This window comes from Pseudomonas sp. OST1909 (assembly GCF_015277575.1).
Taxonomy (GTDB): domain Bacteria; phylum Pseudomonadota; class Gammaproteobacteria; order Pseudomonadales; family Pseudomonadaceae; genus Aquipseudomonas; species Aquipseudomonas synxantha_A.
The window spans coordinates 4,731,866-4,744,392 of the sequence record NZ_CP063780.1 but is presented as its reverse complement, the minus strand read 5'-3'; the positions used below and the strand labels follow the sequence as shown (position 1 = coordinate 4,744,392).

Here is a 12,527-nt window from a genome sequence, read left to right as displayed (position 1 = left end):
GGGTCAGTGATCCTGGGTAGTGGTTTCGACTGTCTTTAGAAAATCGAGCAAGGTCGCGTTAAAGACTTCGGGTTGATCCAAGGGCGTGGCATGGCGGGAATCTTCGATCACCACCAGTCGCGCATCGGGCAGCAGTTTTACATAGATTTCTTTCTGCGCGACGGGGGTGTAGTCGTGGTCGGCGCTGATGACCAGGGTTGGACAGGTAATTCGCGAAAGTTGTTCCTGCACGCCCCAGTCCACAATCGCGTCGAAGCTGGCGAGATAAGCACGTTTGTCGTTGCTTGCCCAGCGTTCGGCCATCTTGCGACGCAGGTCGGCCTGGGCAGGTTTGGGGAACAGTCGTTCGCCCAGGGCGTTGCCGATGGTGCGCAGGCTGAGTACGCGGGCCAGGGTCCAGCGTTTGGCCCACTGCCAATAGTCACCTGCGCTGCGCACCTTCACTTCGGGCGCGCTGTTGACGATGCACAGGCTTCTGACTCGCGCGGGGTCGTCCACCGCCAGTTGGAAGGCGATCATGCCGCCCATGGATAAACCCACAACGTGGGCGGGCGGCAGGTCCAGGTGCTCGATCAGGGCGAGCAGGTCGAACGTGAAGCCCTGGATGCTGTAGCGCTCGCGGGGCTTATCGGAGCGGCCATGCCCACGCACGTCGACCACGATCAGGCGATAGTGCCGAGCCAGTACCGGCACTTGCAGCTCCCAATCCTGGCTACTGGAGCCCAGGCCGTGGATCAGGATCAGCGGCGCACCGTGGCCGTATTCCTCGTAGTGCAGGCTGCAGCCTTCGTGGTCGAACCAGGCCATGGATGAACTCCGTTTCAGGCTTGTCGGGGAGCGGCGAAAGGCGCATCCAGGGGAGCGGTGTCAAACGTGCGCAGCAGCTCCACGAGAATCTGCGTCGCCGGCCCCAGGGGTTTGTCCTTGTTGGAGTAGAGATAGAACGTCGGGTGACGGCTGCCGCCTTGTTCCAGGGGCAGTTGCTTGAGTACGCCTTCGGCCAGTTCGCGCTCGATCATGTGCCGCGGCAGCCAGGCAAAGCCCAGGCCGCTGCCCACGAAGGCGGCGGCGGTAGCCAGGCTGCCGACGGTCCAGCGCTGTTCGGCGCCCAGCCAACCGACGTCGCGCGGTTGCTGGCGGCCGGAGTCGCGGATGACCACCTGCATCTGGCTTTCCAGGTCCTGGAAACTCAGCTCGCGATTCATGCGGTGCAGCGCATGTTCGGGGTGGGCCACGGCGATAAATTCCACATCGCTCATTTCGGTGCCCAGGTAACCGGGGATACTGAAACCGCAAATTGCCAGGTCGGCTACGCCTTCGATCAGCAGTTCTTCGACGCCGGACAACACCTCTTCACGCAAGCGCACGCGGCAGCCGCGACTTTGCGGCATAAACGCAGTCAGGGCGCGCACCAGGCGCGCATTGGGATAGGCCGCATCCACTACCAGGCGCACTTCGGCCTCCCATCCCTGTTCCATATGATGGGCAAGGTCTTCCAGTTGACTGGCGTTCTTCACCAGTTGCCGGGAGCGACGCAGCAGCACTTCACCGGCCTCGGTCAGCACCGCCTTGCGCCCGTCGATGCGCAGCAGCGGCACGCCGAGTTGATCCTGCATACGAGCCACGGTGTAGCTCACCGAGGATTGCGAACGGTGCAGCGCTTCAGCCGCCTGGGCGAAGCCGCCATGGTCAACCACGGCCTGCAACGTGCGCCATTGATCGAGGGTAACGCGGGGCGCTTTCAACATGAGCTCCTCTTGTCCTAAGCTGGCGGTCCTTATTGGAGACTGCCGAATGAGAAAATTGTGTTGTGTGTTGCTGGCGCTGCTGCCGATGAGCGTATTTGCCTACCCTATCGACGTGACGAAAAAGATCGATGGCGTCAGCATTGATTACACCGCCTCCGACGTGGACGCAGACATCAGCTCGATTCAGCTGAACAACTACGGCACCCAGGATGCTGTGTGTTCGGTAATCTTCACCAACGGCCCGGAATCGCCGCGCCGTCGCACCGTGAGCGTGCCAGCAGGCAAAAGCACCAACACCACGGTCAAGTTCAACCGCGCCATCATCAAGATGCGCATTGCCTTGACCTGCAGCCCCAAATAAAGCGATAGCGGAGCCTTTCCACAGGGGTACTCCGCTTATAAACAAATTTATAGATGGGTTATAGCAGTTTTTTGCGCTTTTTTATCGAATGAGCCCTGGTTAATCTTTTCTCCATCGACTTACAACATTCACCGATGGAGCCTACATAGCCATGTCCAACGTTCTGATCATCGAAAGCAGTGCGCGCCAGCAGGATTCTATCTCTCGCCAGCTCACCCAACAGTTCATCAGCCAATGGCGGGCTGCCCACCCAGCCGATCAGATCACCGTGCGCGACGTGGCGCTCAACCCGGTTCCACACCTGGACGCCAACCTGCTTGGCGGCTGGATGAAACCTGAAGATCAGCGTAACGACAGCGAACAGGTATCCCTGGAGCGTTCCAACACATTGACCGACGAATTGCTCGCCGCCGATGTGTTGGTAATGGCTGCACCGATGTACAACTTCGCCATCCCCAGCACCCTCAAAGCCTGGCTGGATCACGTCCTGCGCGCCGGCGTAACGTTCAAGTACACCGCCACCGGACCGCAGGGCTTGCTGACCGGCAAACGTGCCATTGTGCTGACCGCCCGTGGCGGCATTCACACCGGGGCCACCTCGGACCACCAGGAACCCTACCTGCGTCAGGTGATGGCCTTTATCGGCATTCACGACGTGACCTTCATTCACGCCGAAGGGGTGAACCTGAGCAGCGACTTCCAGGAAAAAGGCATCAACCATGCCAAAGCCCTGCTCGCACAGGTGGCGTGATCCGTTAATCGCCAGATAATCGCGGGCTGTTTATATAACGCCACGCCAACCCTTCAAGTACGCGTATCGAACCTCCCTTTGCACTTGTTGCTCCTGAGTGCTCCTGCCCGACTGCCGCTTTAGCGAGGTCGGGTTTTTTTTGCCTTGAGTTTCTTCAAGATTGGAAAAGCTTTAATGTCGCGCCCATTCGAAACGAGGCGCGCATGGGCTATTTACTGGTTGTCACCCTGATTCAGGCATTTTCCTTCAGTTTGATCGGCGAATACCTCGCCGGTCACGTCGACAGCTACTTCGCAGTGCTGGTGCGCGTGGTGCTGGCCGGGCTGATCTTTATCCCGTTGACGCGCTGGCGCTCGGTGGAGCCAGCGTTCATGCGCGGCATGTTGGTGATCGGTGCATTGCAGTTCGGTGTGACCTACGTATGCCTGTACCTGAGCTTTCGCGTGCTGACGGTGCCGGAAGTGCTGCTGTTCACCATCCTCACACCGCTGCATGTGACTCTGATCGAGGACGCGCTTAATCGGCGCTTCAATCCTTGGGCACTGGTCGCGGCCCTGGTGGCGGTGGGCGGTGCGGCGGTGATTCGTTTCGATCAGATCACCCCGCACTTCCTGATGGGATTCTTGCTGCTGCAATTGGCCAACTTCACCTACGCCGCCGGGCAAGTCATGTACAAGCATCTGGTGGCGCGTTATCCCAGTGACCAACCGCACTTCCGGCGTTTCGGTTATTTCTACCTGGGCGCCTTGTTGGTGGTGTTGCCGGCGTTCCTGCTGTTCGGCAAGGCTGACTTCTTGCCGCAAGCGCCGCTGCAATGGGGCGTGCTGGTGTTCCTTGGTTTGGTCAGCACCGCGCTGGGTATGTACTGGTGGAACAAGGGCGCCTGTCTGGTCAATGGCGGCACTCTGGCGGTGATGAACAACCTGCATGTACCGGTGGGGCTGCTGTTGAACCTGCTGATCTGGAATCAGCATGAGCCGCTGGGCCGACTGGCCCTGGGTGGCCTGGTGATTCTGGGTGCGGTGTGGATCAGTCGGCTCGGCGCACGCCAGGCACGGGCGGCGCTGTCATCGTGATCACCACTTTGCCTTTGGCGCGGCCTTGTTCGACATAGCTCAGGGCTTGGGCTGTGGACTCGAAAGGGAAGGTGCGGTCGATCACCGGCTTGATAATGCCGGCTTCCACCAGCGCGGTCAGTTCATCCAATTGGGCGCCGCTGGCGCGCATGAAGAGGAAGTCATAACGCACGCCTTGTTTGCGCGCTTTGCGACGTATACCGCTGCTCAACACACCCATGACCAGGCCCAATAGCCACGACAGCTGCTGCTCGCGAGCAAACGCCTGCGTCGGTGGCCCGGAGATGGAGATGAGTTGACCGCCCGGTTTGAGAATGTCGAGTGACTTTGCCAGTGCGTCCGGACCGAGACTGTTCAAGACGACGTCATAATCATTGAGCAGGGTTTCGAAGTTTTGCTGCTTGTAGTCGATCACTACATCGGCGCCCAGGGCCTTGACCCACTCGACATTGGCGGTGCTGGTCGTCGTTGCGACAAATGCGCCCAAATACTTGGCAAGCTGGATGGCGATACTGCCGACTCCGCCGGAACCGGCATGAATGAAGACCTTCTGGCCTTTTTTCAGCCTCGCTGTTTCAACCAGTACTTGCCATGCCGTCAATGCGACCAGAGGCAGGGCGACGGCTTGCTCCATCGTCATGTTCGCAGGTTTGCGTGCCAGTGCGTCCTCGCGTACCGCAATCAGCTCGGCGAACGTGCCGATACGCTGCTGTGGAGGGCGGCCATACACTTCGTCACCCGGCTTGAAGCGTCGCACCGCGGCCCCGACGCTGAGCACCACGCCAGCCAGGTCATTGCCCAGTATCAACGGCAATGCATACGGCAGAATCAGTTTGAATTCGCCCTTGGCGATTTTTGCATCCAGCACGTTGACGCTGCTGGCATGTACTTGAACCAGCACGTCATGCTCACCCACCACTGGTGTTGGCGCTTCGGTGATGCGCCCGGTCTGTTTGCCGTAACGTTCGATGGAAAATGCCTTCATGGTTCAACGCTCATCGCTTCGAGAGGAAGGGCAGGCGCATAGAGCGCGCCTGCAACAGGTTGATCAGGCTTGGGTCAGGTACCGCTCGGCAACCTCGGACTGCTTGATCTGCGACAGCAAGACTTGTCGGGCTGCCTGCAAGGCATCCCAGCGTGCGCCGTCCTGCAAGGGCGGGATGGTCACGGGCTCACGACGGTCGAAACCGACCAGCGCCGCATCCACCAGGTCACCTACTTCCATCACGTCCGTGAGGGTGTTGATGTCAATGCCCGCCCGGTCCCAGATCTCGGTACGCGTAGCGGCCGGTAGCACGGCTTGCACATAGACACCTTTGGCGCCCAACTCCAGGCTCATGCCCTGGGACAGGAACAGTACGAATGCCTTGGTCGCGCCATATACGGTCATGCCGAACTCTGGCGCCAGGCCCACCACCGAGCCAATGTTGATGATAGCGCCGTTGCCGGCTGCCGCCAGGCGTGGGGCAATGGCGCTGGCAAGCCGTACCAGCGCGGTGGTGTTGAGCGCGACCAACTGAGCGACACTGTCGGTGGACTGTTCGATGAAGCTGCCGGACTGTGCGGCACCGGCGTTGTTGACCAGCGTGCCGATGCTGGAATCTTCGCGCAGACGTGCTTCGACCGCTGCCAGGTCAGCGATCTGGGTCAGGTCAGCGGGGAGGATATCAACAGTGATGGCGTGCTGTTCACGCAGACGTGCAGCGAGCGCTTCCAGGCGCTTGGTATCGCGGGCGACCAGAACCAGGTCGTGACCACGCTGGGCAAAGCGTTCGGCGTAGGCGGCACCAATGCCGGTCGAGGCGCCAGTGATGAGAACGGTCTTGGAAGTGCTCATGGTGTGATGCTCAGTGAGTGCAGGGAGGTTTTATGATGTCGATCATAATCAAAGCTGTCAACGGTTTTGATTATGATCGACATCATAGTAAGATCCCTCTATCGCAGGGCAGCAGGAGCGCATAGAAATGAAGATCACCAAGACGCAATCACAGAACAATCGAGCGCATATCGTCGCGACGGCTTCCGCGCTGTTTCGTGAGCGCGGTTTCGATGGGGTCGGTGTGGCCGAACTGATGGCTGCCGCTGGTTTTACCCAGGGCGGCTTCTACAAGCACTTCGGCTCCAAGGCGGATTTGATGGCAGAAGCGGCCGCCAATGGCCTGGCGCAGTCGCTCGCCAGCAGCGTGGAGATGGAGGCGGGGGAGTTTTTCGAGGTTTACCTGTCCAGGCAGCACCGCGATCATCGCGGCGGCGGGTGCACGTTGGCGGCGTTGTGTGCAGACGCTGCGCGTCAATCAGGGACCCTCAAGGAAACCTTTGCCAACGGCTTGGAAAACACGCTGCAAGCGCTGGAGGCAAAGTACAACACGACGCAGGACGAGCCACAGCAAGACGTGCGCGCGAAAATGCTCAACAGGATGGCCCATGCCATTGGCGCAATCATGTTATCGCGGGCGTGCCCGGATGATTCCGCTTTGGCTGATGAAGTGCTTGAGGTTTGCCGCCAGGAGATTACGGCATCACTGCCGTAATCCCGTTCGGATCACTTCACGCCGTTTCGATGGCGGGTAGTTGCGCGGCCCCGGCCAACGCCGGCAATACGCCGGCGCGCAGGTCGTTGCCACTCGGCTGCTGATACAGGCTCAATCCGAACTCCGGCAACACTGCCAGTAGATAATCGAAAATATCCCCCTGGATCCGCTCGTAATCCGCCCACGCGGTGGTGCGGGTAAAGCAGTAGATCTCCAGCGGTACGCCCTGGGCGGTGGTTTGCATCTGGCGCACCATGCAGGTCATGTTCGGCTGGATGTCCGGGTGGCTTTGCAGATACGCCAGGGCATAGGCGCGGAACGTGCCGAGGTTGGTCATGCGCCGGCGGTTGGCCGACAATTGCGCGCTGTGGCCCTGGGCCTCGTTCCAGGCCTTGAGTTCGGCCTGTTTGCGACTGATGTAGCCGGTGAGCAGGTGCACCTGGGTCATGCGCACTTCTTCGTCATCGCGCAAAAAGCGCACGCCGCTGGCATCGATGTACAGGCTGCGCTTGATGCGCCGCCCGCCGGAGGCCTGCATACCGCGCCAGTTCTTGAACGACTCGGACATCAAGCGCCAGGTCGGGATGGAGACGATGGTCTTGTCGAAATTCTGCACCTTGACCGTATGCAGGGTGATGTCCACCACATCGCCGTCGGCGCCGACCTGGGGCATTTCGATCCAGTCACCAACCCGCAGCATGTCGTTGCTGGTCAATTGCACACTGGCGACGAACGACAGCAGCGTGTCCTTGTACACCAACAGAATCACCGCCGACATCGCACCCAGGCCCGACAGCAGCAGCAGCGGCGAACGGTCGATCAGGGTGGCGACGATGATGATTGCGCCAAACACGAACAACACCATTTTTGCCAACTGCACATAACCCTTGATCGAGCGGGTGCGTGCATGTTCGGTGCGTGCGTAGATATCCAGCAGCGCATTGAGCAGGGCACTCATCGCCAGCACCATAAACAGAATGGTGATCGCCAGGGCCACATTGCCGATAAACAGAATGGCGGTCTTGCTCAGGTCAGGTACCAGGTACAGGCCGAACTGGATCACCAGGGACGGTGTCATTTGCGCCAGCCGATGGAAGACTTTGTTATGTCGCAGATCGTTCAGCCAGTGCAGGGCCGGTTGCCGGCCAAGCAATTTGACTGCGTGCAGGATGAGGTAACGCGCTACCCGTCCAACCAGCAATGCCACCACCAGCAGCACCAGCAAGCCGAGGCTGGAATGCAGGACCGGGTGTTCATCGAGGGCGCCCCAAAGGTCTTGGACGTTGAGCCAGAGCTGTTTGATATCCATGAGTGAACCGATTCTTCTGTAAGACAACACGGGGCGATTAGAGCATTTAAGTGCAACAAAGTTGACGCTCTGGACAAAATCGCTCACAAAAAAGCAGCTGATTAACCCTGTTCGCGTAAAGAAACTCGGTTTGGCCGCCCGAAACCGGTAACCTATGGCGCTGATATTTTGTATTTCTTCGAGGTAGCACCCGTGTTTTCCCAATTCGCCCTGCACGAACGCCTGCTCAAAGCCGTGGCCGAGCTTAAATTTGTCGAGCCTACGCCTGTGCAAGCCGCGGCCATCCCGCTCGCGCTCCAGGGGCGTGACCTGCGGGTGACGGCTCAAACCGGCAGCGGCAAGACCGCCGCTTTCGTCTTGCCGGTTCTGAATCGTCTGATTGGCCCGGCCAAGGTCCGCGTCAGCATCAAGACCCTGATCCTGCTGCCGACCCGTGAGCTGGCCCAGCAGACCCTCAAGGAAGTCGAGCGCTTCTCGCAGTTCACCTTCATCAAGTCCGGCATCATTACCGGCGGCGAAGACTTCAAGGTCCAGGCTGCCATGCTGCGCAAGGTGCCGGACATCCTGATCGGTACCCCGGGGCGCATGATCGAGCAACTCAATGCCGGCAACCTCGACCTCAAGGAAGTCGAAGTACTGGTGCTCGACGAAGCCGACCGTATGCTCGACATGGGCTTTGCCGATGACGTGCAACGCCTGGTCGCTGAATGCGTCAATCGCCAGCAGACCATGCTGTTCTCCGCCACCACCGGCGGTTCAACCCTGCGCGACATGGTTGCCAAGGTGCTGAACAATCCTGAGCACTTGCAGGTCAACAACGTCAGTGACCTGAACGCCACCACGCGTCAGCAGATCGTGACCGCTGACCATAACGTGCACAAAGAACAGATCCTCAACTGGTTGCTGGCCAACGAGACCTACCAGAAGGCCATCGTGTTCACCAACACCCGTGCCGCCGCCGACCGCATTTACGGGCGTCTGGTCGCGCAGGAATACAAGGCGTTCGTGCTACACGGCGAGAAAGACCAGAAGGACCGCAAGCTGGCCATCGACCGCCTCAAGGCAGGCGGCGTGAAGATCCTGGTAGCCACCGACGTCGCTGCCCGTGGCCTGGACGTTGATGGCCTGGACCTGGTGATCAACTTCGACATGCCCCGCAGCGGCGACGAATACGTGCACCGTATCGGCCGTACCGGGCGTGCCGGCAACGATGGCCTGGCCATCTCGCTGATCTGCCACGGCGACTGGAACCTGATGTCGAGCATCGAGCGCTACCTCAAGCAATCGTTCGAGCGCCGTACCATCAAGGAAGTCAAAGGTACTTACACCGGGCCGAAGAAGGTCAAGGCGTCGGGCAAGGCCGTTGGCGTGAAGAAGAAAAAGACCGACGCCAAGGGCGACAAAAAGAAAACCGGCGCCAAATCGCCGACCAAGCGCAAGATCGCCAACCGGCCGAAGACCGACAACCTGTCGCTCGTCAGCAAGGATGGCATGGCGCCACTCAAGCGCCGCAAGCCAGAAGCGCCTGCTGCCGAATAAGCAGCCAGGCAGAAAAAAACCGGACATTGTCCGGTTTTTTTTCGCCATCAGTTTTTGGTTTTGGAGGCGGCTTCTTTCAGTTCTTTGAGCCTTGCGTCGATCAGCTGGCATTTGTCGGGAAACTCGGCGCTTTCGGTGTCCAGGTCCATTTTCTGCAATTGGGCATCCATCTCCTTGGCCTTCTGCGGATTCTGCTCCGTTAGCTGGGTCACTTGCCTAGCCAGTTCTTCGCGTTTGGCCGTGGCCTCTTCAGGCGTACAAGCCCACGCGGGCAGGGCGCTCAACAGTGTGGCGGCAATCGCCAGGTTCATCAGGGTTTTCATGGTCGGACCTCCTTGGCGGTATAGGCAGTTGAGGCGGCGAACGTCTGGAAAGTTCAGAGAAATGACGCCCGTCTATCCGGGTGAACGGCCAGTGCCCCCACGTGTCACTACCTGTGACGGGCTAATTTTCCATCGGCCTGCAGGAGGAATCAGGATGACGACTTACAACTGGGATCTGATCGAACGTCTGCTGCATGAAGTGCAGAACGGCGAGGGCAGCTTCGCCCCGCGTAAGTACGCCGAGCAGGAAGCCGCCGATAAGGCGACGGCTGGCGAGGACACCGGGAACCTGGATGCGCTGAAAAAAACCGCTGCGGATTACGAGGCGTTGTTGTTCAAGCGCGGGTTTATTGAGTCGCGCCCCGAGGAGGAGGGCGGCAACGGTGAGAATTTCATACTGACCCCGCGCGGTGCAAGCCTGCTGGCGCTGATCGACAGTTCGATTCCTGGCCATGAGCACCCCCGTCAAGTGATGAACGAGCAGGAGGATGCGCTGGATGAAGCGACCTTCGATCAAGTCGCTTCCAAAGCTGCGATTGCCGGTGGCTCTATATAAGGCCTGAGTCCAATAGGGATGGAAGCGATGCTCCCATCCCTATTGATTTGCGCCGGCCTTGAGGCATTTAAGCGCTTTGAAATCGCCTCGTACGCCGTCGATTTTTTGCCTCAGCTTCTGACGCTGTTGCACGGTGCTCTCAGCCATCAGGTCCACGATCAGACTGCGCGCCGCCGCTTCGGTCTGGGCATAGGCAGCGCGGTATTCAGGCGTCCATAGGCTCTCTCTGTCCACCAGCAAACGTTGCATTTTCTGCGGGAAGTCGGCGTCGTGGCGGTGTTCAACGGCCTCGATAAACTGCGCCTGCCAATGGGCGCGGTTGCCGATCCACGCCTGGTTCTGTTCGCCCAAAGCGTTGGACCACGCCGTTACGCGGTTTTGCTGGCTGGCGCTCAGCGGGCCGATCCAGGCATCCAGGCGCTTGCTCATGCGCTCGGCGCGTTCCTTGATCTGCTGGGCCAGCGGCGGCTTGAGGTATTCATCCTGGCGTTTGCGCAGGTCCTTGGCCAGGGCGTCGCTCATGTCCTTGACCTGCTGATCGTCCAGGCCTTGCAGCAATTGCACGGCGGAGGGGGTGATTTCCCGCGCAATCTCGGCAATTGCCTGTTTGGCTTCGACAGTACGGGTTTGCAATGCGGCGTCGGTGACCTGGTTACTGTCGACCATCTGCTGCAGGCGGTCGAGCCAGTCCAGGTAGCCCGGCAATTGCGTGGTGCAATGCCAGGCCAGGTGTTCCTTGAGGGTGTCGTTGAACCAGCTCTTCTGCCCGGCATTCATGTCCAGGTAGTCGTTGAGGGTCCAGGGGATGATCACGTCGAGATTACGGTAGGCCAGGCCCACGCGATTGCAGCCGGCGAGCACCAGGCTCAGGGTCAGCAGTACCATCAGGAGTTTGAGCCGGCGCAACATGGGCGAGTCCTTGCACGGATGGGGTTAATGCATGTGAACCTGCGCGGGGTGCGACAGTTCAGCCCATCAATAAAACGGCCGGACGGCCTTCAAGGTCAACAGGCCGTCGCATTGCGAGTTGTGTCCGGAGTAGGCCGAGCAGTCACCGCCGCTGAGGCTGGAGTCGCTGTAGATCAGATCCAGGTCGATGCCTTTCCAGGCCCGGGAGAATTGCACCGACCAGTCGCTGAAACTGCTGATGGCGCCGTTTTCTACCGACACCGGTGTGCCCAATTGGTGGGTGGTGTATTTCATGCTGACGCCGATACCGAACGGCTGGGTGCCGCCGAGGTCGGCGAACAGGGTGCTGTCCTGGCGGTCGGGGTCGTTGCTGAAGGACACGCCGAAGCGGTTGCCCAACAGGTTCAGGCCGCCGTAGAACTCCTGGCTGTCGAGGGGGCTGACCTTGGGGTAGCTGTAGTGAATCAAGCCCACTTCATAGCCCAGGGTCTGGTCGAAAGGGCGTTTGAAACCCAGGTAGGAGTCAACTTCGAGATTGTTGGCCGACGACAGGCCCATATTCGGTGAAAACTGGCCGAAATACAGGCCGCTGTCGTGGGTAAGGTCCAGGCCACCGTGGAACGAGTCACTGCCAGGAGAGGTGGGCTTGACCAGACCCTGGGCCATGCTACGGCTGGGGGTGGTGCCCAATTTCAGGTCGAAGTCGCCCAGTTCACGCTGAAAAATCTGCGCTTCGGCCAAAGGGCTGGCGATCAGAATGCTGACCAGGAAAATACAGCGTTTAAGCATGCTTCACTCCATGAAAAGCGAGGAGCAGTAACGGACGGGTTCGAGCAGATGCCCGTGCTAGACGTGTGCAAGGATACCGGCGAATGCCAGGCATTGAGGCCCGTTCGTCGATTAGCTTGATATTGAAGGGGGTACGAGGGTGTTTCCAACTCTAGTCCTAGCGCCTTGAAGGCAAGACGCTTAGGGACCAGATGCAGTGCGCAGGCAGGACGATTACTTCTTGCCCAGGCTGATCTGCTTGGACGGGCCGAAAGTCTGGCCGCTCACGCCCTTGGCAATTTGCTGGATTTCGCCGCCGGACTTGAGGAAAGCAGCAATCTGGCTATTGATCGATTCGCTGGTTTCAACGGCGGGAGCTGGCTTTGCTTTGCTGTTGGATGCTTTTACACGCATGGCGGCCACTAACCTGTAGAGAATTAACTTGGCCAAGCATCGTACAGGAAATACTTGACAATTGCTTGGCAAATATCCCCTGAGAATATAGACCAGGCTGGGAAAGAGCCCAGGTTTAATGATGAAATATGCCGCTAACTTACTGTTTTAGCTCGAAACCATGGGCGTATGCGAGGTTGGCGGCCCGGAAAAATTCAACCGATTGATCAGACGAGCGGGGCGATGCCAGTAGAACGCCATGC

At 59.3% G+C, this 12,527-nt stretch carries 15 protein-coding genes; 6 read left to right on the top strand and 9 right to left on the bottom strand.

Annotated elements, in window-relative coordinates:
• Positions 1–3 precede the first annotated feature (3 nt).
• A complete protein-coding gene (locus tag IH404_RS20565) occupies positions 4–807 on the bottom strand; it encodes an alpha/beta hydrolase (RefSeq protein ID WP_194438900.1) in 804 nt (267 codons plus the stop codon).
• 14 nt (positions 808–821) lie between these two features.
• The gene (locus IH404_RS20560) at positions 822–1,745 is read right to left on the bottom strand and encodes a LysR family transcriptional regulator (RefSeq protein WP_005790234.1); all 924 of its coding nucleotides are present in this window, start codon (positions 1,743–1,745) and stop codon (positions 822–824) included.
• Positions 1,746–1,794: 49 nt separating this feature from the next.
• Between IH404_RS20560 and IH404_RS20555 the strand changes: the two genes are divergently transcribed.
• The 3 genes from IH404_RS20555 (at position 1,795) to IH404_RS20545 (ending at position 3,936) form a co-directional block, all read left to right on the top strand.
• Positions 1,795–2,109: a 3-phosphoglycerate kinase gene (locus IH404_RS20555; RefSeq protein ID WP_194438897.1), complete on the top strand. Its 315-nt coding sequence runs from the start codon at positions 1,795–1,797 to the stop codon at positions 2,107–2,109.
• 151 nt (positions 2,110–2,260) lie between these two features.
• The gene (locus tag IH404_RS20550; RefSeq protein ID WP_005790231.1) at positions 2,261–2,860 is read left to right on the top strand and encodes an FMN-dependent NADH-azoreductase; all 600 of its coding nucleotides are present in this window, start codon (positions 2,261–2,263) and stop codon (positions 2,858–2,860) included.
• A 203-nt stretch (positions 2,861–3,063) separates the two neighbouring features.
• Positions 3,064–3,936: a carboxylate/amino acid/amine transporter gene (locus IH404_RS20545; protein WP_005790229.1), complete on the top strand. Its 873-nt coding sequence runs from the start codon at positions 3,064–3,066 to the stop codon at positions 3,934–3,936.
• Here IH404_RS20545 and IH404_RS20540 read toward each other — a convergent pair.
• The gene (locus tag IH404_RS20540) at positions 3,890–4,921 is read right to left on the bottom strand and encodes an NADP-dependent oxidoreductase (protein WP_194438895.1); all 1,032 of its coding nucleotides are present in this window, start codon (positions 4,919–4,921) and stop codon (positions 3,890–3,892) included. The two genes, IH404_RS20545 and IH404_RS20540, sit on opposite strands and share 47 nt — an antisense overlap.
• A gap of 63 nt (positions 4,922–4,984) precedes the next feature.
• On the bottom strand, positions 4,985–5,773 hold the full coding sequence (locus IH404_RS20535) for an SDR family oxidoreductase (RefSeq protein ID WP_194438893.1): 789 nt from the start codon (positions 5,771–5,773) through the stop codon (positions 4,985–4,987).
• A 127-nt stretch (positions 5,774–5,900) separates the two neighbouring features.
• On the opposite strand from IH404_RS20535, the gene IH404_RS20530 reads away from it, so the two are divergent.
• Positions 5,901–6,467, top strand: coding sequence for a TetR/AcrR family transcriptional regulator (locus IH404_RS20530; RefSeq protein WP_005790224.1), 567 nt, complete (start codon positions 5,901–5,903; stop codon positions 6,465–6,467).
• Positions 6,468–6,483: 16 nt separating this feature from the next.
• Here IH404_RS20530 and IH404_RS20525 read toward each other — a convergent pair whose 3' ends face one another.
• Positions 6,484–7,776, bottom strand: a complete 1,293-nt coding sequence (locus IH404_RS20525; RefSeq protein WP_005790221.1) for a mechanosensitive ion channel family protein — start codon at positions 7,774–7,776, stop codon at positions 6,484–6,486.
• Positions 7,777–7,968: 192 nt separating this feature from the next.
• Between IH404_RS20525 and IH404_RS20520 the strand changes: the two genes are divergently transcribed.
• Entirely contained in the window at positions 7,969–9,315 is a 1,347-nt protein-coding gene (locus IH404_RS20520; RefSeq protein ID WP_005790219.1) for a DEAD/DEAH box helicase, read from the top strand.
• Between the two features lie 47 nt (positions 9,316–9,362).
• Here the strand turns inward: IH404_RS20520 and IH404_RS20515 are convergent, their stop codons facing one another.
• A complete protein-coding gene (locus tag IH404_RS20515; protein ID WP_194438891.1) occupies positions 9,363–9,638 on the bottom strand; it encodes a hypothetical protein in 276 nt (91 codons plus the stop codon).
• A 154-nt stretch (positions 9,639–9,792) separates the two neighbouring features.
• Between IH404_RS20515 and IH404_RS20510 the strand changes: the two genes are divergently transcribed.
• Positions 9,793–10,194, top strand: coding sequence for a transcriptional regulator (locus tag IH404_RS20510; protein ID WP_194438890.1), 402 nt, complete (start codon positions 9,793–9,795; stop codon positions 10,192–10,194).
• Between the two features lie 39 nt (positions 10,195–10,233).
• On the opposite strand, the gene IH404_RS20505 is transcribed toward IH404_RS20510, so the two are convergent.
• The 3 genes from IH404_RS20505 to IH404_RS20495 form a co-directional block, all read right to left on the bottom strand.
• On the bottom strand, positions 10,234–11,103 hold the full coding sequence (locus IH404_RS20505; RefSeq protein WP_194438889.1) for a DUF6279 family lipoprotein: 870 nt from the start codon (positions 11,101–11,103) through the stop codon (positions 10,234–10,236).
• 66 nt (positions 11,104–11,169) lie between these two features.
• Positions 11,170–11,892, bottom strand: coding sequence for a TorF family putative porin (locus IH404_RS20500; protein WP_005790212.1), 723 nt, complete (start codon positions 11,890–11,892; stop codon positions 11,170–11,172).
• 213 nt (positions 11,893–12,105) lie between these two features.
• The gene (locus tag IH404_RS20495) at positions 12,106–12,285 is read right to left on the bottom strand and encodes a hypothetical protein (RefSeq protein WP_003193095.1); all 180 of its coding nucleotides are present in this window, start codon (positions 12,283–12,285) and stop codon (positions 12,106–12,108) included.
• Positions 12,286–12,527 lie beyond the last annotated feature (242 nt).